The 24,135-nt window shown below is 71.5% G+C and carries 22 protein-coding genes; 7 read left to right on the top strand and 15 right to left on the bottom strand.

Translation table 11 applies throughout. The features are described from left to right. The first annotated feature begins 43 nt into the window (after positions 1-43). The 7 genes from KBC94_RS13920 to KBC94_RS13890 are packed head-to-tail and all read left to right on the top strand — an operon-like array spanning position 44 to position 6,990. On the top strand, positions 44-1,012 hold the full coding sequence (locus KBC94_RS13920; RefSeq protein WP_294370965.1) for a sulfonate ABC transporter substrate-binding protein: 969 nt from the start codon (positions 44-46) through the stop codon (positions 1,010-1,012). Between the two features lie 29 nt (positions 1,013-1,041). Beyond that, a complete protein-coding gene (locus KBC94_RS13915; protein WP_294370963.1) occupies positions 1,042-1,875 on the top strand; it encodes an ABC transporter permease in 834 nt (277 codons plus the stop codon). 2 nt (positions 1,876-1,877) lie between these two features. Then, complete coding sequence (locus KBC94_RS13910; RefSeq protein ID WP_294370958.1) at positions 1,878-2,702, top strand: ABC transporter permease; 825 nt, start codon at positions 1,878-1,880, stop codon at positions 2,700-2,702. 40 nt (positions 2,703-2,742) lie between these two features. Beyond that, positions 2,743-3,537: an ABC transporter ATP-binding protein gene (locus KBC94_RS13905; RefSeq protein WP_294370957.1), complete on the top strand. Its 795-nt coding sequence runs from the start codon at positions 2,743-2,745 to the stop codon at positions 3,535-3,537. A gap of 25 nt (positions 3,538-3,562) precedes the next feature. Continuing rightward, positions 3,563-4,504, top strand: coding sequence for a TauD/TfdA family dioxygenase (locus tag KBC94_RS13900; protein ID WP_294370954.1), 942 nt, complete (start codon positions 3,563-3,565; stop codon positions 4,502-4,504). Between the two features lie 48 nt (positions 4,505-4,552). After that, positions 4,553-5,662, top strand: coding sequence for an ABC transporter substrate-binding protein (locus KBC94_RS13895; RefSeq protein WP_294370951.1), 1,110 nt, complete (start codon positions 4,553-4,555; stop codon positions 5,660-5,662). Next, the gene (locus tag KBC94_RS13890) at positions 5,659-6,990 is read left to right on the top strand and encodes a sulfatase-like hydrolase/transferase (RefSeq protein WP_294370949.1); all 1,332 of its coding nucleotides are present in this window, start codon (positions 5,659-5,661) and stop codon (positions 6,988-6,990) included. Before KBC94_RS13895 ends, KBC94_RS13890 begins: the two co-directional genes overlap by 4 nt. A gap of 62 nt (positions 6,991-7,052) precedes the next feature. Here the strand turns inward: KBC94_RS13890 and KBC94_RS13885 are convergent, their stop codons facing one another. The 15 genes from KBC94_RS13885 to KBC94_RS13815 all read right to left on the bottom strand — a co-directional run bounded on the left by KBC94_RS13885 (position 7,053) and on the right by KBC94_RS13815 (position 24,129). Beyond that, on the bottom strand, positions 7,053-7,808 hold the full coding sequence (locus KBC94_RS13885) for a sulfite exporter TauE/SafE family protein (protein ID WP_294370947.1): 756 nt from the start codon (positions 7,806-7,808) through the stop codon (positions 7,053-7,055). Between the two features lie 115 nt (positions 7,809-7,923). Beyond that, complete coding sequence (locus KBC94_RS13880) at positions 7,924-8,739, bottom strand: MetQ/NlpA family ABC transporter substrate-binding protein (protein WP_294370944.1); 816 nt, start codon at positions 8,737-8,739, stop codon at positions 7,924-7,926. A 154-nt stretch (positions 8,740-8,893) separates the two neighbouring features. Beyond that, positions 8,894-9,934, bottom strand: a complete 1,041-nt coding sequence (mgrA, locus tag KBC94_RS13875) for an L-glyceraldehyde 3-phosphate reductase (RefSeq protein ID WP_294370941.1) — start codon at positions 9,932-9,934, stop codon at positions 8,894-8,896. 48 nt (positions 9,935-9,982) lie between these two features. Continuing rightward, positions 9,983-10,963, bottom strand: a complete 981-nt coding sequence (locus KBC94_RS13870; RefSeq protein ID WP_294370938.1) for an oligopeptide/dipeptide ABC transporter ATP-binding protein — start codon at positions 10,961-10,963, stop codon at positions 9,983-9,985. Beyond that, positions 10,960-11,961 (bottom strand): ABC transporter ATP-binding protein, encoded by a 1,002-nt coding sequence (locus tag KBC94_RS13865; protein ID WP_294370936.1) that lies wholly within the window; start codon positions 11,959-11,961, stop codon positions 10,960-10,962. Before KBC94_RS13865 ends, KBC94_RS13870 begins: the two co-directional genes overlap by 4 nt. Positions 11,962-11,964: 3 nt before the next feature. Beyond that, positions 11,965-12,864 carry an ABC transporter permease gene (locus KBC94_RS13860; RefSeq protein ID WP_294370934.1) on the bottom strand — a complete coding sequence of 300 codons (900 nt, stop codon included), beginning with the start codon at positions 12,862-12,864 and terminating at the stop codon, positions 11,965-11,967. Beyond that, positions 12,861-13,859, bottom strand: coding sequence for an ABC transporter permease (locus KBC94_RS13855; protein WP_294370932.1), 999 nt, complete (start codon positions 13,857-13,859; stop codon positions 12,861-12,863). Before KBC94_RS13855 ends, KBC94_RS13860 begins: the two co-directional genes overlap by 4 nt. Beyond that, entirely contained in the window at positions 13,856-15,487 is a 1,632-nt protein-coding gene (locus tag KBC94_RS13850) for an ABC transporter substrate-binding protein (protein ID WP_294370930.1), read from the bottom strand. Before KBC94_RS13850 ends, KBC94_RS13855 begins: the two co-directional genes overlap by 4 nt. A gap of 170 nt (positions 15,488-15,657) precedes the next feature. Further along, positions 15,658-17,271 carry an ABC transporter substrate-binding protein gene (locus KBC94_RS13845; RefSeq protein WP_294370929.1) on the bottom strand — a complete coding sequence of 538 codons (1,614 nt, stop codon included), beginning with the start codon at positions 17,269-17,271 and terminating at the stop codon, positions 15,658-15,660. A 92-nt stretch (positions 17,272-17,363) separates the two neighbouring features. Then, positions 17,364-18,620, bottom strand: coding sequence for an acyl-CoA dehydrogenase family protein (locus tag KBC94_RS13840; protein ID WP_294370927.1), 1,257 nt, complete (start codon positions 18,618-18,620; stop codon positions 17,364-17,366). A gap of 185 nt (positions 18,621-18,805) precedes the next feature. Continuing rightward, positions 18,806-19,639, bottom strand: coding sequence for an ABC transporter ATP-binding protein (locus tag KBC94_RS13835; RefSeq protein WP_294370926.1), 834 nt, complete (start codon positions 19,637-19,639; stop codon positions 18,806-18,808). After that, positions 19,633-20,655 (bottom strand): ABC transporter ATP-binding protein, encoded by a 1,023-nt coding sequence (locus KBC94_RS13830; RefSeq protein ID WP_294370924.1) that lies wholly within the window; start codon positions 20,653-20,655, stop codon positions 19,633-19,635. The genes KBC94_RS13835 and KBC94_RS13830 overlap by 7 nt, the downstream gene beginning before the upstream one ends. Beyond that, positions 20,652-21,500 carry an ABC transporter permease gene (locus KBC94_RS13825; RefSeq protein ID WP_294370921.1) on the bottom strand — a complete coding sequence of 283 codons (849 nt, stop codon included), beginning with the start codon at positions 21,498-21,500 and terminating at the stop codon, positions 20,652-20,654. The genes KBC94_RS13830 and KBC94_RS13825 overlap by 4 nt, the downstream gene beginning before the upstream one ends. Continuing rightward, complete coding sequence (locus tag KBC94_RS13820) at positions 21,497-22,522, bottom strand: ABC transporter permease (protein WP_294370919.1); 1,026 nt, start codon at positions 22,520-22,522, stop codon at positions 21,497-21,499. Before KBC94_RS13820 ends, KBC94_RS13825 begins: the two co-directional genes overlap by 4 nt. Next, the gene (locus KBC94_RS13815) at positions 22,519-24,129 is read right to left on the bottom strand and encodes an ABC transporter substrate-binding protein (RefSeq protein WP_294370917.1); all 1,611 of its coding nucleotides are present in this window, start codon (positions 24,127-24,129) and stop codon (positions 22,519-22,521) included. The genes KBC94_RS13820 and KBC94_RS13815 overlap by 4 nt, the downstream gene beginning before the upstream one ends. Positions 24,130-24,135: the final 6 nt, after the last annotated feature.

Genomic DNA, 24,135 nt, shown 5'->3' with positions numbered 1-24,135 from the left:
CAAGAATCCGCATCCCTTCCTTGCTGCGAGCGCCTGTTCCGACATGACTTTCCCGCTTCCCCTTTCCCGCCGTCGCCTGCTGCAGGTGGGCACTGCCGCTGCGGGCGGCGTGGCCTTCGCGGGTGCACCCGCCTTCGCCCAGTCCGCGTCGCGCGCGCTGCGCATCGGCAACCAGAAGGGCATCCTCAGCCTGCTCAAGGCCCGCGGCACGCTGGAGCAGCGGCTCGCGCCGCTGGGCGTCAAGGTGAGCTGGACCGAATTCACGGCCGGCTCGGTGCAACTGGAGGCGCTCAACGTCGGCTCCATCGACTTCGGCGATGTCGGCGAGGCGCCGCCGATCTTTGCCCAGGCCGCTGGTGCGCCGCTGGCCTATGTGGCGGCCACGGTGCCGCGGCCCGCGTCGGAGGCCGTGCTGGTGCCCAAGGATTCGCCCATCCGCAGCGTGGCGGACCTCAAGGGCAAACGCGTGGGCTACAACAAGGGCAGCAACGTCCACTACTTCCTGGTCAAGCTGCTCGAGAAGAACGGCCTGGCCTACGGCGACGTGCAGTCGGTCTTCCTGCCGCCGGCCGATGCGCGGGCGGCCTTCGAGAAGGGCTCCATCGACGCCTGGGTGATCTGGGACCCCTTCCTCGCCGCCGCCGAAAAGACGCTGGGCGGCCGGATCCTGGCCGATGCCACGGGCGTGGTGGGCAACCGGGCCTACTACTTCTCGTCGTTGCCCTATGCCGAGAAGAACCGCGACATCACCAAGGTGCTGATCGAGGAGATCTCCCGCATCGACAGCTGGGGCGCGGCCAACCGCGATGCCTTCTCGGCCGAGCTGGCGGCCATCTGGGGCCTGCCCAAGCCGGTGGTGGACACCACCTTTGCTCGCGTGCAGTTCGGCACCGGCCCCATCACCCGCGCCATCCTGGCCGAGCAGCAGCAGATCGCCGACACCTTCTACGCGCTCAAGCTCATTCCGAAGCCCATCAAGGTGCAGGAGGCCGCGGCATCGGGGCTCGCGTGAGCGATGGCCTTCCTGCACCTTTGCCTGCCATGAGCACGCCTGCCCTTCAGCTTCCCCTGGCAGCGCCGCCCGTGCCGGCGACGTCGGTGTGGCGCCAGCGGCTGAAGGCCCTGGCGCTGCGCCTCGCCGGCTGGCCCTTTCCGCTCGCGGTCCTGCTGCTCTGGTGGGTGGCGGCCGACCGGGCCTGGGTGGCCCCGCAGGTGCTGCCGGCGCCCGCCGCGGTCTGGGTCACGCTGGTCGGCCTGGTTCGCACCGGCGAGCTGTGGCCGCACCTGGGCGTGAGCCTGGCCCGCGTGCTGGCCGGCTTCGCGGCCGGCACGGCCATCGGCCTGCCGCTGGGCGTGGCGATGGGCCTGTCGCCGCGCTTCAAGGATTACGTCTACCCCTTCTTCAAGGCCTTCAGCCAGATTCCGGTGCTGGGCTGGCTGCCGCTCTTGATGCTGCTGGTGGGCATCGACGAGACGCTCAAGGTGCTGCTGATCGCCAAGGCGGCGCTGGTGCCGGTGGCGCTCAACACCTTCAAGGGCATCCAGGGCGTGCCCACCCGCTACATCGAGGTGGCGCGCGTGCTTCGCTTCACCCGCTGGCAGTTGCTGTCCAAGGTGGTGTTCCCGGCGGCCTTCGCGCCCATCTGGAATGGCATCCGCTACGGCTTCACCCATGCCTGGCTGGCGCTGGTCGTGGTGGAGCTGCTGGCATCGAGCGAGGGCATCGGCTTCCTCATCGTCTATGGGCGGCAGCTGTTCCAGCTCGACGTGGTGCTGGCGGCCGTGGTGGTGGTCGGTGTGGTGGGCTTTGCGCTCGACCGGCTGCTGGCGGCGGTGGAATCGCGCCTGACACGCTGGCGCCGTCCAGGGTTCTGAGCATGGCACGACCGACCGACAACAACGTTCCCGTCGCCACGCGTGTCGACGGCCATCCCGTGCCCGCCGCATTGCGCGGCTGGGTGCTGCCCCTGGCGCTGCTGCTGATCTGGTGGGCGGCCGTGCAGTTCAAATGGATCGACTCGCCGCTGCTGGTGTCGCCGCAGGCCGTGTGGCAGCGCGCGGTCGACTACACCGCCAGCGGCGAGCTGCGCGTGGCGCTGGGCGCGAGCCTGTGGCGCGACCTGGTGGGCTTTGCCATCGGCGCCGGTGGCGGGCTGGTCTTCGGCCTGCTGCTGGGCCTCTCGCGGCCGGCCGAACGGGCCCTGGGCCCCAGCTTCCACACGCTCAAGCAGATCTCGCTGTTCGCGTGGATTCCGCTGATCTCCGTCTGGTTCGGCCTGGGCGACGCCGCCAAGGTGGCCTTCCTGTCGCTGGCGGCCTTCTTCCCGGTGGTGCTCAACACCTACGAGGGCATCCGCAGCGTGCCGCGCGAGCTGGTGGAGGTGGCGCGGGTGCTGGGCTTCACGCGCTGGCAGCTGCTGTGGCGGGTGGTGCTGCCGGGCGCGACGCCGTCGATCTTCGCGGGCATCCACCTGGCGCTCATCTATGCGTGGCTGGCCACGCTGGGCGCCGAGTACCTGCTCGTGTCGGGCCAGGGCATCGGCAACACCATGATCGACGGCCGCGAGCATTTCAAGATGGACCTGGTGCTCTTCGGCGTCGTGGTGGTCGGCCTGGTCGGCTTTGCGCTGAACTGGATCGCCACCCGCATCGAGCGGCGCCTGCTCGCCTGGCGCGGGCAGTCCGTCGCGCGCTTCCAGTGACGGCGTCCATTCCCTTCCTCTTCTTCGATCCGGGTTCCCCATGAGCCATTCCGAGGCCGGCACGCTGGCCATCCGCCATCTCTCCAAGCAGTACGAGGTCGAGGGCCAGCCGCTGCCCGTGCTGCAGGACATCTCGCTGGACATCGCGCCCGGCGAATTCGTCAGCATCGTCGGCACCAGCGGCTGCGGCAAGTCCACGCTGCTGCGGCTCATCGTGGTGCTGGAGGCCGGCTTCGACGGCGAGCTTCTGCTCGACGGCCGCCCCATCGCCGGCACGGGCCTGGAGTGCGGCATCGTGTTCCAGGAGCACCGGCTCTTTCCCTGGCTCACGGTGCAGGACAACGTGGCGCTGGGCTTGATCAACGCCCCGCTGACCGAATCGCAGAAGGCGCGGCAGGTGGCCGACCACATCGCCCTGGTGGGCTTGCGCGGCTTCGAGCGCGCCTGGCCGCACCAGCTGTCGGGCGGCATGTCGCAGCGCGTGGCCATTGCGCGCGCCCTGGTGAGCCGGCCCGAGGTGCTGCTGCTGGACGAGCCCTTCGGCGCGCTCGACGCCATGACCCGCGCGCACCTGCAGCAGGAGCTGCAGCGCATCTGGCAGGCCGAGGGCATCACCACGGTGCTCGTCACGCACGACGTGGAAGAAGCCGTCTTCCTCGGCGACCGCGTGGTGGTGATGGCGCCGCGGCCCGGGCGCATCCAGCGCGTGGTGCCGGTGCCGCTGGCCCATCCGCGGCGCCGCGCCGACCTGGCCTTCGTGCAGATCAAGGATGCCGTGCTGGCCGAGTTCGCCGGTCCCGCCGAGGCCGAAGGCGAAGTCGCTCTCGCGGCCTGATTCGTTTCGTCAACAGGAGAGGTCCATGTCCGTCCAGAAATTTCCCGTCCGCATCGAGCCCGTCGACATCGCCGGCCGCTACCGCCACATCCGGCCGCAGCCGCAGCAGCCCAACTTCGCGGCGCGCATCGAGGGCGTGGACCTGACGCAGCCCATCGGCCCCGAGGTGCGCGCCGAGCTGCAGCAGGCGCTGCTGGACTTCGAGGTGCTGTTCTTCCCCGCCCAGCCGCTCACGCCCGAGCAGCACGTGGCACTGGCCGCCGTCTTCGGCGAGCTGGCGCCCGGCGCCTTCTTCCCGCGCAAGGACGGCCATCCCTTCGTCGAGGTGATCGAGTTCGACGAGAAGCGCCCGCCCGAGATCAACATCTGGCACAGCGACCTCACCTGGCTGCCGCAGCCGCCCAACGGCACGGTGATCCAGATCACCGAGCTGCCGGCCCAGGGTGGCAATACCGCCTGGGCCAGCCTGAGCAAGGCCTTCGCGGCCCTGTCGCCCGGCCTGCAGGCCTATCTCGAAGGCCTGACGGCCACCCACACCTGGGAGATCAGCGGCTGGCGCCAGGCGCTGGAGAAGTACGCCGGCCTGCAGGGCCTGACCGATGCGCTGCGCAAGTACCCGCCGGTGTCGCGGCCGGTGGTGCAGGTGCATCCCGAATCGGGGCGCAAGGTGCTGTTCGTCAACGAGAACTTCACCCGGCACATCGATGGCGTGCACTTCCGCGAAGGGCGCGGGCTGCTCGAATTCCTGCGCGAATGGATCGTGCAGCCCGAATTCGTCTACCAGCACAAGTGGGAGCCCCACGGCATCGCCGTGTGGGACAACCGCAGCACCCAGCACTACGCCCTGACCGACTACTGGCCGCACCGCCGGGTGACGCAGCGCGTGACCTTCAATGCCTTCGGCACCACGCCCACCACGCAGACCACCCGCGCCGCCGTGGTCGACGAGGCCACGGCCACCGCCTGAGCGCTTGTTGCTCCTTCCTTCCTCATCGCTCCCGCAGATCGCATCCGCATGACCACTGCCTCCCTCCGCCGCCGCCGACTCGTGGCCGCCAGCGCCCTCGCCATCGCCGCCACGGCGCTGCCCTTCGCCCACGCCCAGAACGCGGCCCTGCCCAAGGTCATCCGCCTGGCTGCGCCCGAGCAGGGCAGCCAGGGCAAGTCCTTCGCGGGCGCCGGCCCGGTTTCGCTCGCCTATGCGGCCAAGGCCATCGAGGCCGAATTCGCCAGGGACGGCGTGCAGGTGGAGTGGAAGTTCTTCAAGGGCGCCGGTCCCGCCATCAACGAGGGCATCGCCACCGGCCAGCTCGACGTGGTGTTCCTGGGCGACCTGGCGGCCGTCATCGGCCGCGCCAGCGGCCTCAAGACCCGGCTGGTGGCCGCCTCCGGCCGCGGCGCCAACAGCTACCTGGCGACGGCGCTGGGCAGCAACATCCAGGGCTTCAAGGACCTGAAGGGCAAGCGCGTGGCCGTGCTGCGCGGCACCGCCTACCAGCTGCCCTTCGACCGGCTGCTCAAGGCCGAAGGCCTGACCGAGAAGGACGTGCGCTTCACCAACCTCGACTGGCCCACCTCCAAGGCCGCCCTGGTGAGCAAGGACATCGACGCCACTTTCGGCGGCTCGGACCTGCAGTTGCTCAAGCTGGCGGGCACGGCCGACATCCCGGTCAGCACCAAGGGCCGGGGCGACCTGTACGCCATCCATTCGACCGTGATCGCCACGGACGCCTTCGCCACCCAGCATCCCGAGGCGCTGACCCGCATCGTCAAGGTGCTGGTGCAGCAGGCGCATGCGGCCAGCAGCGGCGCCATCGCCCGCGACGCGCTGTTCCAGCGCTTCGCCGACATCAGCGGGCTGCCGGTGCAGCTCTTCTCGAGCGAGTTCGAGGGCACCGACGTCAAGTCCCGCTATTCGCCGCTGCTGGACGAAGGCTACGTGGCGCACTTCGACGACGTGATCGAGGGCGCCAAGGCCGCCGGCATCGTGCGCCAGAGCTTCGACCCCAAGACCTGGGCCGATGCGCGTTTCGTCAACCAGGCACTCAAGGAACTGAAGCTCGAAGGCTTCTGGACGCCCACCAGCGCCGCCAGCGCGCGCGCTGCCACGACCGCGTCCCGATGAGCCGCGCCGCGCCCAACATCCTGTTCATCCTGGCCGACGACCTGGGCTGGGCGGACCTCGGCGTCTATGGCGCCACCGACTTCGCCACGCCGCACCTGGACGCCCTGGCTGGCGAGGGCGTGCGCTTCACCCAGGCCTATGCCAACTCGGCCGTGTGCTCGGCGACGCGCTTCGCGCTGATCACGGGGCGCTACCAGTACCGGCTGCGCGGCGGCCTTGAGGAGCCCATCGCCCGCAGCGGCCATGTGCATGGGCTGCCGCCCGAGCACCCCACGCTGCCCTCGCTGCTCAAGGGCCAGGGCTACGACACGGCGCTCATCGGCAAGTGGCACCTGGGCCATCCGCCGGCCTTCGGGCCGCTGCGCAGCGGCTACGACCGCTTCTTCGGCAACCTGGGCGGCGCGGTGGACTACTTCACCCACAAGCCGGGCGTGGGCGACGCCGTGCCCACCGACCTGTGGGAGGGCGAGGTGCCGGTCGAGCGCGTGGGCTACTACACCCAGGTGCTGGCCGACGAGGCCGAGGCCTATGTGCGCGGCCGGGCCGGCCAGGCGCGGCCCTTCTTCCTCTCGCTGCACTTCACCGCCCCGCACTGGCCCTGGGAAGGACCGGGCGACGAAGCGGTGTCGCGCGAGCTGCGCGACCTCTTCCACTACGACGGCGGCAGCCTGCGCAAGTACGGCGAGATCGTCGAGGCGCTGGACGCCGCCATCGGCCAGGTGCTGGCGGCGCTGGAGCAGACGGGCCAGGCGCGCGACACGATCGTCGTCTTCACCAGCGACAACGGCGGCGAGCGCTTCTCCAAGACCTGGCCGCTGGTGGGCCAGAAGACCGAGCTGCTCGAAGGAGGTCTGCGCGTGCCCACGCTGCTGCGCTGGCCGGCCCGCATCGCGCCGCAGGTGCAGGACCAGGTGGCCATCACCGCCGACTGGCTGCCGACCCTGCTGGCCGCCGCCGGCGCTGCGCCGCATCCCGACTATCCAAGCGACGGCGAGAACCTGCTGCCGGTGCTCGAAGGCCAGGCGCCCGCGCATCCGCGCACGCTGTACTGGCGCTACAAGGCGCAGGCCCAGCGCGCGGTGCGCGATGGCGACTGGAAGTACCTCAAGATCAACGACAACGAGTTTCTGTTCGACGTGGCGATCGACCCGCGCGAGCGTGCCAACCTGCGCGAGCGCCAGCCTGAGGTGTTCGCGCGGCTGCGGCAGCAGTGGCTGGACTGGAACGAAGGCTTCCTGCCGATCACCGAAGAGGTGTTCACCCACGGCGTGACGCCCGACGTGCAGGCGGACCGCTACGTACCGGAGCGGGCCACGCGGGCGCTGTGAGCGCCTGACGGGCCATGCACGGGGGCCTTTGCCAGAGCGAGCCGGCGCCGGACGCAGCCCGCTCAGTGCCAGCGCGCCAGCAGGGAAGGCAGGCCGCCCGCGAGCAACGCGAGCCCCGAGAGCGTCAGCAGGCCCAACACGAGTCGGCGGAACTGTGCCTCGTCCAGCCGGTGATAGAGACGCGCGCCGATCAGCGACGGCAGGAGCATGGACACCGCGGCGACACCCAGCAGCGGCAGCATCGGAGCCGTCACGGCGCCCCGCGCTGCGTATCCTGCGGCCGCGACCGCCAGCATGATGAGGTTGAAGTTCTGGATCAGCGCACGCTGCGCCTGGCGGTCCATGCCACGCAACTGGCACCAGAGCGTCGGCAGCGTGCCCGTGAGGCCACCCAGCGCGCCGAGGGCGCCGCCGGCCAGTCCCACCAGGCCATCTGCGGCGCGGCCGCCACGCACGCGCGGCAGGCGGCGGGCCATGAGCATCGCGGGGCACCAGACCACGAGCAGCATGCCGAGCCCGGCCTTGAAGAGGGGCGCGTCGATGCGGGGCAGCAACCACATGCCCAGCGGGACGCCCGCCAGGCCGCCGGCCAGCAGGGGCCACAGCCTCGGCAGGTCGACCGGCCGTCGGCCGGCCGCGGTGGCCGCGATCAACTGGCCGGTGAGGGAGCCGAAGACCGCCAGCACCGCAGCCAGCGGAGGTGGCAGCGTCCAGGCCCAGACGCTCATGGCCACCAGGCCGAAGGCGAAGCCGGACAAGCCCTGTACGAAGCCGCCTGCAGCGGCGCCCACGGCCACGATGAACAGCGTGGAGCTCATGCGACGAATTCCGGCTCTGTGCGCGGTGCGCGGTGCGCGGTGCGCGGTGCGCGGTGCGCGCGCCCTCGCCGGGGCGAGGCCCGCGTCCGGCGCGGCAGGTGCTGTCCTGCCGCCGTCAGAACGCCGGGATCAGCGCACCCTTGAAGGTCGTCTCGATGAACTGCCGGACCTCGGCCGACTGGTAGGCCGCGACCAGCTTCTTCGTCCAGGGCTTGTCCTTGTCGGCACGGCGCACCGCGATCAGGTTGGCATAGGGGCTCCGCGGCGACTCCTTGATGACCGCATCGCGCACGAAGGACAGGCCCGCCTTTTCGGCGTAGTCGTTGTTGATCGAGGCGATGGTCAGGTCGTCCAGGGAACGCGGCAGCTGGGCGGCGTCCAGCGGCACCAGCTTGAGCTTCCTGGGGTTGGCCGTCACGTCCAGCGGGGTGGCGGTGTTGTTCTTGACGGCTTCGGGCTTGAGTGTGAGCAGGCCGGCGGACTGCAGCAGCAGCAGCGCGCGGTTGCCGTTGGACGGGTCGTTCTGGATGCCCACCGAGGCGCCCTCGGGCAGTTCCTGCACCGACTTGATCTTGCGCGAGTAGAAGCCCAGCGGCGCGGTGATCGTCAGGCCGACGGGCACGATGTCGTAGCCGCGCGACTTGATCTGGTTGTCCAGGAAAGGCTGGTGCTGGAAGGCGTTGGCGTCCAGGTCGCCGGCGGCCAGTGCCGCATTGGGCAGCTGGTAGTCGCTGAACACCACCACCTGCACGTCGAGGCCGTCACGGGCCGCGACCTTCTTGACCACTTCGAAGATCTTCTCGGCGTTGCCGATCGAGATGCCGACCTTGATGGCCGCCTTGTCCTGGGCATGTGCGGCAGGCACGAGGGCGCCGAGGGAGAGGAGCGAGAGCGCGGCGATGGCGACACGGCGGCGGAGGAGGAGAGGCATGAAGCAGTGGAAAGCAGAGTGTGCGAACACGGGGTCGCCACTGTGCCGGGCCAGCCGCTGCACCACAACGAAGCATGGCGCATGTCGATATCCGGTGTCCGCATGTCCAGGGCCTGCAGTTGCGACGCCCTTGCGGCACCGCGCATGCCCGTCCTTACTGCCAGTCCGTCGCAGGCCTGCGCCACAGGTCGATGCCGCCGTCCACCGCGTGACGGTCGATCTCGGCCAGCTCCTCGGGCTGGAAGTCGAGCCGCTGCAGCGCTTGCACGTTCTCGACCAGCTGCTCGGGCCGGCTGGCGCCGACGAGCGCCGAGCTCACCCGCGGATCCCGCAGCGTCCAGGCCAGCGCGAGCTGCGCCAGGCTCTGCCCGCGCTGGCGGGCGATCTCGCGCAGCGCCCGCGCCCGCGCGAGGTTGGCCTCGGAAAGGTGCTCCGCCTTGAGCGAGCCGCCGCCGGGCCGGTGGATGCGCGCATCGGCCGCCGCGCCGTCCAGGTACTTGTCCGTCAGCAGGCCCTGGGCCAGCGGCGTGAAGGCGATGACGCCCGCGCCCAGGGCTTCGGTGGTCGTCAGAAGCTCCGGCTCGATCCAGCGATTGAACAGGTTGTAGGCCGGCTGGTGGATCAGCAGCGGCACCTTCCACGCCGCCAGCAGGTCCGCGATCTCGCGCGTCTTGCGGGCGGAGTACGACGAGATGCCCACGTAGAGCGCCTTGCCCTGGCGCACGGCCTGGGCGAGCGCACCCGCCGTTTCTTCCAGCGGCGTATCGGCATCGAAGCGGTGCGAATAGAAGATGTCCACATGGTCCAGCCCCAGGCGCTGCAGGCTCTGGTCGAGGCTGGCGAGCACATGCTTGCGCGAGCCGCCCCCACGGCCATAGGGCCCCGGCCACATGTCCCACCCGGCCTTGGTGGAGATGACGAGCTCGTCGCGGTGGGCCTTGAAGTCCTCACGCAGCAGCCGCCCGAAGTTGATCTCGGCGCTGCCGTAGGGCGGGCCGTAGTTGTTGGCCAGGTCGAAGTGGGTGATGCCCAGGTCGAAGGCGGTGTGCAGCAGCGCTCGCTGCAGCGTGAGCGGCGTGCTGTCGCCGAAGTTGTGCCACAGGCCCAGGGACAGGGCGGGCAGGACGAGGCCGCTGCGGCCCACCCGGCGGTAGGGGATGCGTTCGTAGCGGTCGGGCTTGGCGAGGTAGGTCATGGTCGGGCGGGTCTAAGAACAAGGGCGGCACGGCGCGAGGGCTGTGCCTCAGGCCAGGTGACAGGCCACCTGGTGGCCGTCGCCGGCATCGCGCAGCAGAGGTGCCTCGGTGCGGCATTGCGCGGTGGCCAGCGGGCAGCGCGGATGGAAGCGGCAGCCCGCGGGTGGATCGATGGGGTTCGGCGGGTCGCCCTGGAGCAGCGTGCGCGGTGCGCGCACGGCCTGCGGGCGCGCCACGGGCATCGCGGCCATCAGGGCGCGCGTGTAGGGATGCAGCGGCGTGCCCCACACGCGGTCGCGCGGCCCCTGTTCCACCACCTGGCCCAGGTACATCACGGCGATGCGGTCGGCCATGTGGCGCACCACGCCCAGGTCGTGCGAGATGAACAGGTAGGCCACGCCGAACTCCTCGCGCAGGCCCAGCAGCAGGTTCAGCACCTGGGCCCGCACCGACACGTCGAGGGCGGAGACGGCCTCGTCGCAGACGATCATGGCGGGTCGCAGCATCAGCGCCCGCGCGATGCCGATGCGCTGGCGCTGGCCGCCCGAGAACTCGTGCGGATGGCGCTCGGCCATGTCGGGCGACAGGCCCACGCGCGCCAGCGCCCAGGCCACCTGCTCGCGCTGCTCGGCCGCGCTGCCGGCCCGGCCCTGGACGATCAGCGGCTCGCGCAGCACGCGGCCGATGGTGGCGCGCGGGTTGAGCGAGGCATAGGGGTCCTGGAAGACCATCTGCAGCCGCGCGCGCAGGTCGCGCAGGGCGGCGCCGCCGGCATGGCTCAGGTCCTGGCCGTCGAAGTGCAGCTGGCCGCTGTCCAGGGGCACCAGGCGCAGGGCGACACGGGCGACCGTGGACTTGCCGCAGCCGCTTTCGCCCACCAGGCCCAGCGTCTCGCCATGGCCCACGGCCAGGTCCACGCCGTCGAGTGCGTGCACGACGCCGCCGGCCGTGGGGTAGTGCTTGACCGCGCGGCTCAGCTGCAGCAGCGGCGGTTCGGCCGCCGTCAGGGTGACCGGGAGGGCGCTCATGCCGCCTGTTCCCATGACGCCGCCTGCCCGGCCGGCAGCGGCAGGTGGCAGGCCACATGGACGCCGTGGCCCGCGTCCTGCAGCACCGGCGCCTGGGCGTGGCAGCGTGCCACGGCCCGGCTGCAGCGGGGGGCGAAGGCACAGCCCGGCGGCATGTTCGCGGGCGACGGCACGGTGCCCCCGATCTCGGGCAGCCGCGAGCCCGGCGGCAGGTGCTCGATGGCGAGCGAGGCCAGCAGGCCCGCGGTGTACGGGTGGGCCGGCGCCTCGAACAGCACATCCACCGGCGCCTGCTCGACCACGCGGCCGGCGTACATCACGGCGGCCCGGTCGGCCACCTCCGCCACCACGCCCAGGTCGTGGGTGATCAGCAGCAGGCCCATGCCGTGCTCGGCCTGCAGCGTGCGCAGCAGCGCCAGGATCTGCGCCTGGGTGGTCACGTCCAGCGCGGTGGTCGGCTCGTCTGCGATCAGCAGGTCGGGCTCGCAGGCCAGGGCGATGGCGATGACCACGCGCTGGCGCATGCCGCCCGAGAGCTGGTGGGCGAAGTCGTGCACCCGCCGCTCGGGCGAGGGGATGCCGACCTGCGCCAGCAGCGCCACCGCCCGGGCCCAGGCCTCGCGCTCGCGCACGGGCCGGTGCAGGCGGATGGCCTCCACGATCTGCCAGCCGATGGAGCGCACCGGGTTCAGTGCCGACAGCGGCTCCTGGAAGATCATCGAGATGCGGTTGCCGCGCAGCGCGCGCATGGCGGCCTCGGGCAGCGTCGCCAGGTCCTGGCCGTCGAACAGGATGCGTCCACCGCTGATGCGGCCCTGGCCCCGCGGCAGCAGCCGCAGGACCGAATAGGCGGTGACGGACTTGCCGCTGCCGCTCTCGCCCACCAGAGCGACGGTCTCGCCGCGCTCCACGCGCAGGGAGACGCCGTCCACGGCGCGGACCGGGCCGCTGCGGGTGTCGAAGGTGGTCTGCAGTTGCTGGATGTCGAGCAGGGCCATGGCTTATCTCTTGCGCAGGTGGGGGTTGAGCGCGTCGTTCAGGCCTTCGCCCAGCAGGCTGAAGCCCAGCACCGTGACGATGATGGCCAGGCCCGGCAGGCCGCAGATGTACCAGGCGTCCACCACCTGCTCGCGGCCGATGCCGATCAGCGTGCCCCAGCTCATCACGTTGGGGTCGCCCAGGCCCAGGAAGGCGAGGGCGGCCTCGGTCTGGATGGCATGGGCCACCGAGAGCGTGGAGACCACCACCACCGGCGGCAGCGCGTTGGGCAGGATCTGGGTGAGGATCAGCCGGGCGTGGCCCATGCCGAGCGTGCGGCCGGCCAGCACGAACTCGCGTTCGCGCAGCTGCAGGAACTCGGAGCGCACCAGCCGCGCCGTGGGCGGCCACGAGACGATGCCGATGGCGAACACGGCCGTGGCCACCGAGGGCTTGAACAGCGACACCAGCACCACGGCCAGCACGAAGCTGGGCACGGTCTGGAACAGCTCGATCAGCCGCAGCAGCACCGCATCGACGCCGCCGCGGAAGTAGCCGGCCAGCGCACCGATCGCCACCCCCAGGGTGGCCGACAGCAGCGTGCTGACCAGCCCGATCAGCAGCGAGACGCCGGCACCGGCGACGAGGCCGGTGGCCAGGTCGCGGCCCATGAAGTCGGTGCCCAGCGGGAAGGCGCGGTCCTCGCCCGGCCACAGCATGGGCGGGCCGCTCATCTCCCAGGGATCGCCGGGGAACCACAGCCGGCCCAGCGTGCCGGCCGCGACCACGAGCAGCAGCAGCACAAGTCCCAGCACCGATGCACGGCTGTGCAGCACCCGCCGTGCGAAGGAGGGCTGCAGCGCGGCGGCACCCGTGCGCGGCGCGGGGCGCAGGCGGCGCAGCAGCGAGGCGGCGGCGGTCATGCGGGCCTCCCGCCGGCGAGCTGCACCCGCGGGTCCAGCCAGGCGTAGAGCAGGTCCACCCCCACGTTGATCAGCGTCACCAGGATGGAGCTGAGCAGCAGGATGCCCAGCAGCAGGTTGAAGTCGCGGGCCATCACTGCCTCGAAGGCGAGCCTGCCGATGCCCGGCCAGTTGAAGACCGATTCCACCAGCACCGCGCCCGACAGCAGCGAGGCCACCTGGTAGCCCACCATGGTGACCAGCGGCAGCAGCGCGTTGCGCAGCGCATGGGCCAGGTTGATGCGCCATTCGCCCGCGCCCTTGGCCCGGGCGGTGCGGATGAAGTCGGCGCCGTAGAGCTCCAGCATGGCCGTGCGCACGAGCTTGGTGTAGACCGCCAGGTAGAAGGTGGACAGCGTGAGCGCCGGCATGAGGGCATGGCGTGCCACGTCCCAGGCCAGGGCCAGCCCTTCGTGGCGCACGCCCAGGTCGACCATGCCGCCCGAGGGCAGCCAGCCCAGCCGCGCCGAGAACATGACGATGGCCATCAGCCCGAGCCAGAAGGTGGGCATGGCATAGCTCACCAGCACCAGCACCGAGATCGCATCGTCCAGCCAGCCATGCACGCGCAGGGCCGAGAGCACGCCCAACACCACGCCGAGCAGCAGCGCGACGGCGATGGCCGCGCCCATCAGCAGCAGCGTGGCCGGAATGCGCTCGGCGATCAGGTCGAACACCGGCAGGTTCTGGCGGAAGGACCAGCCCAGGTCCAGCGTCGCGAGCCGGACCATGTAGTGCCAGAACTGCACGGCCAGCGGCTGGTCCAGGCCGAAGCTCTGGCGCAACTGCGCCATGTACTCGGGCGTGGCCGCGCCGGCCTCGCCGGCCATCACGTCCACCACGTCGCCGGGCGCGGCCTGCAGGATCAGGAAGTTCAGCAGCGCGATGCCCACCACCACCGGCACCGCCAGCAGCAGCCGGCGGCGCAGGAAGCGCAGGAAGGGAAGCGCCCTCATTTCTCCAGCCAGGCGTCGGCGTAGGACGCGAACAGCCCGTCGCCCTGCAGCGCCTGCTTGCGCAGGCGGGCGGTGGAGACGGTGACCCAGGTCTGCTCGATCAGCTCGATCAGCGGCACGTCCTCCTGCACGATCTGCTGCCACTGCTTGATGAGTGCCTTGCGCCTGGTCTCGTCGGGTTCGGCGGCGGCGGCTTCCATCACCTTGTCGAGCACCGGGTTGGAATAGCCCGAGCCGTTGGTCCAGGGCGCGCCCTTGACGATGTTCTTGGTCCAGTACAGCCGCTGCACGCCCAGCGTGGGGTCGGGCAGGCGGTGCAGGCTGGAGGTCATCAGGTCGTAGTCCTGGTCGGTGAAGATGCGGCGCAGGTAGGTGGCCGTGTCGCCCGAGCGCAGTTCCAGGTCCACGCCGACGCGCGCCAGCGACTGCTTGAGGAACTCGGACGAGCGCGAGCCGATGGGCCCGCCCGAGCCGTCGTAGTCCAGCGTGACCTTCAGGCGCTTTCCGTCGGCACCCTTCCTGAAGCCGGCCTCCTCCAGCAGCGCCTCGGCCCGCTTGGGGTCGTAGGGGTACTTGCGCACGTCGTCGCTGTAGTAGTTGACGACCGAGGACGGGATCGGGCCCGTCGCGGCCTTGCCGTAGCCCAGGAACACCACCTTGAGCAGCGCGTTCTTGTCGATGGCATGGGCGAAGGCCTGCCGCACCCGCTTGTCCTGGAACTGCGGCCGGCGCACGTTGAACTGCAGCAGGAAGATGGTCGAGAGGTAGCGGCCGTCGTCCAGGTTGATCGTGTACTTCTTCTTGTCGGCGAAGCGGTTGAGGTTGGTCAGCGGCACGATCGAGCCCGGGGCCACGTCGACCTCGCCGGCCTCGATGGCCACGGTGCGTGCGGCCGAATCGGGAATGAACTTGATGAGCAGGCCGTCCAGGTAGGGCTGGCGCTCGCCGCCCGGGCCGCGGCCCCAGTAATCGGGGTTGCGCTCCAGCCGCACATGGCTGCCGCGCACCCATTCCTTGAAGACGAAGGGGCCGGTGCCGATGGGCGCGTTGTTGGCGGGGTTCTTGAGCACATCCGTCCCTTCGTAGATGTGCTTCGGCAGGATCTGCGCGCCGTAGGTGTTGATGTAGTTGAGGATGTAGGGCGCCGGCGAGGACAGCCGGATCACCACGGTGAGCTTGTCCGGCGTCTCCACCTTCTCCACGTTGGCGAAGGCGGCGCGGCCGAAGGGATGCAGCTTGCGCCATACCTCTTCCAGCGTCCATGCCACGTCGGCCGAGGTGAAGGGCTTGCCGTCATGCCACTTGACGTTGGACCGCAGGCGGAAGGTGAGCGCCAGGCCATCCGGCGCGACCTGCCAGGACTCGGCCAGCGCCGGCACCGGCTTGAGGTCCAGGTCATAGCTCACCAGACCCTCCAGCACCTTGCTGGAGACCATGCCCACGTTCATGGTGGTGAGGTTGGCCGAGGTGAGCTGCGTGGGCTCGGGCGCCACGGCCACGTTGAGCACGCCGCCGCGCACGGGCGTCTTGCCCACGGTCTGGGCATAGGCCGTCGGCGCCAGCGCGAAGTCGAGCGAGAACAAGGCGCCCAGGGCGCCGGCGGAGGTGATCAGGTCGCGTCGGTTCATGGTGATGTTGGGTCACAGGCGCGCGATGCGCCGGAAGAGGATCGAATGGCCGCGGAGCAGGCCATGCCAGGGCACCCGAGGAACTGGCTTTGCCAGGCCTCTGGGTGCGCCCCCCTCCGAGCCGAAGGCGACAGAGAGGGGGGGAGCCGCGAAGCGGCATGGGGGGTGCCTCACTCCAGCCATGCGTCAGCCAGGGAGGCATAGAGGCCATCGCCCTGCGGCGTCTTCTTGTGGAAGCGCGTGCTCGACACGGTGGTCCAGTCGATCTCGATCAGGTCGAGGATGGGCACCTCCTCCTGCACGAAGACCTGCCACTGGTCGATGAGCGCGCGGCGCTTGGCCGGATCGGCCTCGACCGAGGCGGCCTCCATCAGGCGGTCCAGCTCCGGGTTGGCATAGCCCGAGCCGTTGCTCCAGGGCACGCCCTTGGCGATGTTCTTGCTCCAGTACCAGCGCTGTACGCCCAGCGTGGGGTCCGGCAGGTTGTGCAGGCTGGTGAGGAAGAGGTCGAAGTCGGCGTCGCCGAACACGCGCTTGAGGTAGACCCCGGCGTCCGAGACGCGCAGTGTCACGTCCACGCCCACACGCGCCAGCGACTGCTTGAAGAACTCGGCCGTGCGCACGTCCTCCAGCGAGCCGGCGCCCAGGTCGAGGTTGAGCGACAGACGCGGCGCGCTGCCCTTGCGCGCAAAGCCGGCCGCATCCAGCAGCGCCTCGGCCTGCTTCGGGTCGTGGCGGTACTGCCGACCCGACTTGCTGTGGAAGGCCGGCACGGTGGAGGGGATGGGGCTGGTCGCCACGCGGCCGATGCCGCGGAACACCACCCGCAGCAGCGCCTCGCGGTCCAGCGCATACAGCAGGGCCTGGCGCACGCGGCGGTCGGCCAGCGCCGGCCGGCGGGTGTTCACCTGGATCAGCTTGATCGACGCCAGGTAGTTGCCGTCGGTGGTGTTGATGCGCCACTTCTTCGCATCGGAGAACTGGTTCAGGTTGGACACCGGGATGTTGGAAGCCAGCGCCACCTGCACCTCGCCGCTGGCCAGCACCACGCTGCGCGCCGCCGCCTCGGGGATGAAGCGGAACACGACGCCGTCCAGGTAGGGCAGACCGGGCTTCCAGTAGTCGGGATTGCGCTCCAGCGCGATGTGGCTGCCCTTGACCCATTCCTTGAAGCGGAAGGGGCCGGTGCCGATGGGCGCGTTGTTGGCCGGGTTCTTCTGCAGGTCGGTGCCTTCGTAGATGTGGCGCGGCAGCACCTGGGCGCCGTACACGTTCATGAAGCTCAGCAGGTAGGGCGTGGGACGCGAGAAGCGCAGCACCGCCGTGTGTGCATCGGGCGTGTCGACGGCCGTCACCGAGGCATAGGCCAAGCGTCCGCCCGGGTGGAACTTCTGCCACACGTTCAGCAGCGAGAAGGCCACGTCGGCGGAGGTGAAGGGCTGGCCGTCATGCCACTTCACGCCGCGGCGCAGGTTCAGCGTGAGCGACAGGCCGTCGGGCGCGAAGGACCAGGATTCGGCCAGCTCGGGCTGCGGCTGCAGCTTGTCGTCGAACCAGACCAGCCCCTCGCTGATCTTGCCGGCCACCATGGTGGTCTGCATGGTGGTGAGGAAGGCGGCGGAGATGATCTGCGGCTCGGGCGCCAGCGAAATCGACGGCGTGCCGCCGCGCTTCGGCGTGGCGCCGGTCTGGGCTGCGGCCCAGGGCGCGGCCAGCGGCAGTGCGCCCAGCGCAAGGCCGCCCTGCAGCAGGGTGCGGCGGCGCGAGGAAAGGGGAGAGGACATGGAAGCGTAAAGAACGGATGGTGTCTGGATGAATGCCCGCGCGCCGATGGGCGGGGCGGCTGGGTGTGTGCGGCGCTGCGCGGGGGCTGTCCTCAGAACAGGCCGGTGGTCGGCGGTGCTTCGCCCTTGAGGAGCCAGGCTCCCACCGCCGCGGCCTTCCATTGGCGCGGGTTGTGGTTGGCCACCGTGCGTGCGTTGCGCCAGTGGCGGTCGAGGTTGAAGCGGCGGTCGGCGGCCGAGGCGCCGCCGACATCGAAGGCCAGTTCCGCGGCCTTGAGTGCCGCCTCCACGGCGAAGTGCTGCGCCTGGGCGATCTCTACCGAGGCGCGGTTGAGTGCCGCGTCGTCCAGCTGCGCGGCCCAGGCCGCGTCCAGCGCCTCGGCACCGCGCAGCACCACCGCCTCCGCGGCGAAGGCCTGGGCCGCGATCTGGCCCACGGCCTCGCGCACATAGGGGTCGTCCACCGAGGCCTGTGCGCTGCTGTGGCGGATGGGGCGCGCATGGTGGCGCGCGTAGTGCACCGCGTCGTCCAGGGCGTTGCGGGCGATGCCGGCCTCCACCGCTGCCAGCACCAGCTGGTAGAGCGGCGTCACGGGGTTGCGGCGGTCGCGCGCGAAGTGGCTGGCGCGCACCTCCTCGGCGGCGACCTCGGTGTCCACGAAGCGGGTGGTGCCGCTGGCCGTCAGGCGCTGGCCGCTGCTGTCGAAGTCGTCGATCAGCTCGACGCCAGCGCGCTCGCGGGGCACGATGAAGGCGGTCTCCTTGCCGTTCTCGTCCAGCGCGAGCGAGGTGATCCAGTCGGCGAACAGCGCGCCGGTGCTGTAGTACTTGGTACCGTTGACGCGGAAATGGTCGCCCTCGGGCAGGATGCGCGCGGCTGTGGCGCCGTGCGCGCCGCCGCGCTCCAGCCCGCCGTTGCCCAGGATGTGACCGGCCAGCAGCCGGTCGAACCAGCGCTTGCGGGCGGCCTCGTCCTGGCCGGAAAGAAGGCTCTCGATGAAGCCGAAGTTGGGCCGCAGCGCCTGCGCGATGTTGGAGTCCACCGCCGCCAGGTCGATCAGGAAGCGGGTGAGGTCGCGCACCGATCCACCGGGACCGCCGTAGGCCGCGGGAATGCGGAAGGTCAGCAGCCCAGCCTCGGCGATGCGGCGCACCAGCGCAAAGGGCAGTTCGCGCCGCAGCTCGCGCTGGGCCGCGCCTTCGGCGATGTCGGGAAGCAGGGCCTGCGCGCGGGCGAAGAGCTCGGCCACGTCGCGTGCGGGCGGCTGGGCGCGGCCCAGCGGGGCGGGGTGGGGGCTGGGGACCGGGGCGGTGCGTGGAGGGGGCGAGAGAGTCGCGGCAGTGCTCATGGGCGTGGATCAGAAGAGGGCGCGGGTGCAGGTCCGCCGGGGTCGGCGCGGACATCGCCCAGCGCAGGCAGCCGGCGACTATGGCGCGCGCGGCTGCGGCGGGGAACGAAGTTGTGCGTCCATCGATAGCCGGGCGCTGCATAAGGCCGGCAAGGACGAGCCGGGCACCGGCGTGCCTGCGTCGTTCAGGGGACGGCCGATACGCGGTGCGCGGGCGCGTGCTCCGGCAGTAGCGGCAGCTTCGGCAGCGCCGCCGCCAGGGCCGCGGTGTAGGGATGGGCGGGCCGCGCCAGCACCTGCTCGGTGGGGCCCTGCTCCACGATGCGGGCTTCGCGCATCACCAGCACCCGCTCGCACAGCAGCCGCACCACCTGCAGGTCGTGCGAGATGAAGAGGTAGGCCATGCCGCTGTCGCGGCGCAGCTGCTCCAGCAGCTGCAGCACGCCGACCTGCACCGAGACGTCGAGGGCGCTGGTGGGTTCGTCCAGGATCAGCAGCGCGGGCGCCGGCGCAATGGCCCGGGCGATGCCCACGCGCGCGGCCTGGCCGCCGGAGAGCTCGTGCGGCCGGCGGCCCAGCAGGGCCGAGGCGATCTGGCTGCGGTCGGCGGCATCGCGCACCGCCGCGGCCAGCGCCGCGCCGCGCAGGCCGCGCAGCCGGCGCAGCGGGTCGGCGATGGCTTCGCGCGCGGTGGCGCGGGGGTCCAGGCTGTCCAGCGGGTCCTGGAAGACCATCTGGATCTCGCGGCGCCAGGGCGCGCGGGCGGCGGAGTGTGCGGGCACGGCGGCGATGTCGGTGCCGCGCAGCAGGATGCGGCCCGCGTCGGCATCGGCGAGCCGGGCCACCAGCGCCGCCGTGGTCGACTTGCCCGAGCCGGACTCGCCCACCAGACCCAACGCCTCGCCGGCGCCGAGGCTGAAGTCCAGCGCGTCCACGGCCACGCGGGCCGCCCGGCCCGGCACGTCGAAGCGCTTGGTCAGGCCTTGGACCTGCAGCAGCGGCGGCGTCTCGCTCAGCATGGGTTCCAGCAGGCCACGCGCTGCTCGTCCCCGCGCAGCGCGAGCGGCGGCCGGGCATCGCAGCGCTGCGCCAGGCGCCGCTCGCAGCGGTCGGCGAAGCGGCAGGCGGGCAGGTCGGCGCGGTCCAGGTCCGGCACGCGGCCGGGCACCGCCTGCAGCCCGGCCAGGGTCACGCCAGGCCGCGGGGTGGCGGCGATGAGGTGCCGGGTGTAGGGGTGGGCGGCGGCCGCCAGCAGCCGTGGCACCGGCGCGTCTTCCAGCAGCTGGCCGGCATGCAGGACGGCGATGCGGTCGCAGCGCGAGGCCGCCAGGGCCAGGTCGTGCGTGATGAGCAGCAGCGCCATGCCACGTTCGCGCACGAGGCGGCCCAGCAGGTCCATCACGCCGGCCTGCGTGCGCACGTCCAGGCCGGTGGTGGGCTCGTCGGCCACCAGCAGCCGCGGCTCGCCGCTGAGGGCCAGCGCGATCATCACCCGCTGGCACAGGCCGCCCGAGAGTTCACCCGGCAGGGCGCGCCAGCGCTGCTCTGCATCGGCGATGCCGACCTGCGCCAGCAGGGCCAGGGCATCGCGCCGCGCCTGCGCCGCGGGGCGGGCACGGCGGGCCTGCAGCGCATGCTCCAGCTGGCGGCCCACCGGCAGCAGCGGGTGCAGGGCGCGGCGCGGGTTCTGGAAGATCATGGACAGGCTGCTGCCGCGCAGGGCCTGCCACTGCGCGGCCGGCGCGCCGCGCAGTTCCCGCCCGTCCAGGCGCAGGCTGCCGGCGTCGATGTGGGCCGTGGGCGGCAGCAGGCCGAGCAGCGCCAGCGCGGCCACCGACTTGCCCGAGCCGGACTCGCCCACCAGCGCCACCGATTCGCCCGCCTGCAGCTGCAGGCTCAGGCCGTCGAGCACCTTCACCGGCGGCGCGCCGCGGCGCCGGAACTCCACGTTGAGGCCGTCGACGTCCAGCAGCGGCGCGGTAGTCGCACCCGCTGACCCAGCCGCCGTGGGCAAGGGAGAGGCCGAACTGCTCATGCCCGACGACGTGGATCGAGCCGGTCGCGCAGGGCGTCGCCGGCCAGGGTGAAGGCATACACGGCGCCGAACAGCGCCAGCCCCGGAAACAGCGCCACCCACCATTGCCCGCCCAGGATGTGCTGCGCCCCTTCGTTGACCAGCACGCCCCATTCGGCCGTGGGCGGACGCACGCCCAGGCCCAGGAAGGACAGGCCCGCGCCGTTGAGCATGGCCCAGCCCAGGTTGATGGAGGCCTGCACCGCCAGCACCGGCAGCGCATTGGGCAGCAGCACGCGCAGCAGCAGCGCCGCGGGCCCGGCGCCCGCCAGTTGCGCCGCCTGCACATAGGGGGCGTGCCGGCGGATGGCCACTTCGCCCCGGGCGAGGCGGATGTAGAAGGGCAGGTTGATGAGCGCCGTGGCCCACACCACGCTGCCCACCGAGTTGCCGAGCACCGCCACCAGTGCCATGGCGACGACGAAGAGCGGGAAGGCCATGAGCACGTCCACCACCCGGCCGACCCAGCGGTCGAGCGCGCCGCCCGCGTAGCCGCAGACCGAGCCGAGCAGCGACCCCGCCGTGGCCGAGAGCGCCACGGCCGCAGCGGCGATGCCCAGGTCCAGCCGCGCGGCCACGACCACCCGGCTGAAGACGTCGCGGCCCAGCGCGTCGGTGCCGAACCAGTGCGACGCCGAGGGCGGCGCCAGGGCCCGGGCCACGTCGGTGGCCAGGGGGTCGTGGGGCAGCAGCGCCGGCCCCAGCGCCGCCACGGCCAGCAGCAGGATCAACGGCAGCAGCGGCGCAGGTGGCAGACGAAGGCGCAGACGGATGCCCGGCCCGATGCTGCCGGTGCGGGTGTTCATGCCAGCCCCCGTGCGCGCGGGTCGACGGCCAGGGCCAGCAGATCGACCGCCAGGTTCACCGCGGTGAACAGCAGCGCGACCAGCAGCACGAAGCCCTGCAGCGGTGCGCGGTCGGCGGCCATGAGGGCGTCCAGGGCGTAGCTGCCGATGCCGGGCCAGGCGAAGAGCTTCTCCACCACCACGTTGGCACCCAGCATGTACGAGAACACCATGCCCAGCGTGGTGAGCACCGGCAGCAGCGCACCGCGCAGCGCATAGTCCAGCACCACCTGCCGCGCGGGCAGGCCCAGCGCCCGGGCGCTGCGCAGATAGTCGCTGGCCAGGGCCGTGAGCATGGCCGAGCGCGTGATGCGGGCCAGCGGGGCCAGCGAGAACAGCGCCATCGACACGCCCGGCAGCAGCAGATGCCCCAGGGCCGAGCGCCAGGCCGCCGCGTCGCCCGCCAAAGCCGCGTCGACCAGCAGCAGCCCGCTGCGCAGCGGCGGCAGCTCCAGGGCGGGGTCGATGCGGCCGATGGGCTCGGCTGCCCATCCCGCCAGCACGTAGAACAGCTGGATCAGCAGCAGGCCGACGACGAAGGTGGGGGCGCATCCGCCGGCCGTGGTGACCCAGCGGCACAGCCGGTCGGGCCAGCCCTGCGGCCGCAGCGCCGCGGCCACGCCCAGGGGCAGGCCGAAGACGACGGTGATGGCGAAGGCGAAGCCCGTCAGCTCCAGCGTGGCGGGCAGGCGCGCCAGCAGGTCCGACAGCACCGGCTGCCCCGTCAGCAGCGACTGGCCCCAGTCGCCCCGCGCCAGGTCCGCCAGGTAGTGCAGCAGCTGCTCGGCCAGCGGCCGGTCCAGGCCCAGCTGGGTGCGCAGCGCCGCCAGCTCCTGCGGTGTCGCCTGTCCGGAGGCCAGCACCGCGGCGGGGTCGCCCGGCAGCCAGCGCATCAGCAGGAAGGTGAAGACCGCCGCGGCCAGCAGCACCGGCGGCGCGGCGGCCAGCCGCCGCAGCAGCAGCGCACCCCGGCGTCCGCTCATGCGGCCGTGCGCGCCAGAGGGCGGAAGTCCACCTGGCCGTGGATGTAGTAGGTGAAGCCGGCCACGTCCGGCTGCAGGGCGATGTCGAAGGAAGGCAGCCACAGCGGCACCAGCGGCACGTCGCGGAAGGCGATGGCGATGGCACGGCGGATCGATGCGTCGTAGCGGGCCTTGTCGCTTTCCCAGCGGGCGGCCTCGACCAGGGCATTCAGCTCGGGGTTGTCGTAGGCGCCGAAGTTCCAGCGCCAGTCGCCCTGGAAGAAGATGCGGAAGAAGTAGTCGGGGTCGTTGAACCAGGCGCTGGAGCTGTCGATGTAGAAGGGCAGCCGCCGCTCGGTCTGCAGCGTGCCCCACTGGGCGCCGGCCACCTTGTCGATGGTCACGCGAACGCCGATGCGCGCCAGCGACTCCTGGATCAGCAGCGCCGCCGGCTCGCCGATGGTGGCGTCGCCCACGTTGAAGCTGAAGCGGGTCTCGAAGCCCTCGGGATGTCCGGCCTGGGCCAGCAGCTCGCGCGCCTTCTGCAGCTGCGTCTCGTAGGGATAGGGCTGCGGGAAGGTGCTGCGCGACGGCGTCGCCGAGGCCGCACCGAACAGCGGCTGGCCATGGCCCAGGCTCGCGCCCCGGAACAGGCTGGTGTAGGGCAGGGCATAGGCGATGGCCTGGCGCACCCGCACGTCGTCGAAGGGTTTGGTGCGCGTGTTGAAGGCCACGAAGCGGAAGGCGTTGGTCACCGGCACGGAATGCACCTGCAGCGTCTTGCGCTCGGCCAGCGCATCGATCTCGCGCGGGGGCAGCTGCAGGGCCACGTCGGCATCGCCCCGCTGCAGCGCCGCGGCGCGGGTGGCGGGCGAGGGCACGGTCTGGAACACCGCGCGTCGCAGCGCGGGCAGCGGGCCGCTCTTCCAGGCGTCGAAGCGGGTGTAGACCACCTGCTGGCCCGGCGTCCACGATTCGATCTGGTAGGCCCCGCCGCCGGCCGCGTTGTTGCGCACCCATTGCGCGCCCCAGGGGTCCTGCTCGGTGGCATGGCGCTTGACCAGTTCGGCATCGAGGATCGAGGCGAAGGTGAGGGCCAGGTTGGGCAGGGTGTAGCGGTCGGCGCGCGGCAGCGTGATGCGCAGCGTGTGCGGATCCACCACCACGAACTGCGCGGGATCGGTGAGCGAGCCGGTGGCCAGCTGCCGCTTCGAGGCCGGCAGCGACACCCCCCGGTCGAGCGACCACTTGACGTCGGCCGCCGTCACCGGCCGGCCTTCGTGGAAGGTCGCGTCGCGGCGCAGGTGGAAGGTCAGCACGCGGCCGCCCTCGGTGGCCTCGAAGCGCTCGGCCAGCTCGCCCTGGAAGCGCGAATAGTCGTAGCGGAAGATGCCGCCCGGCAGCGGCTGGCGCTCGAAGGCGATCAGGCGGTCGTAGACATTGGTGAACACGCCCAGCGACTCGCGGCTCACGCCCTCGCCGTGCGGGTCGCGCGAGTTGGGCGCGCCTTCGGCCAGCACGCGCAGGGCGTCCTTGCGCGCCTGCGCACCGGCCGTGGGCAGCATGCCGGGCAGGCCGCCCAGCAGGCCGGCAGCGGCGCCGGCCTGGAAGAGATGTCGTCGTTGCATGGTGAG

This window comes from Pseudacidovorax sp., from assembly GCF_017991995.1.
Classification (GTDB): Bacteria; Pseudomonadota; Gammaproteobacteria; order Burkholderiales; family Burkholderiaceae_C; genus Xenophilus.
The sequence above is the reverse complement of the archived record's forward strand: the minus strand, read 5'-3'. Positions and strand labels throughout refer to the sequence as shown.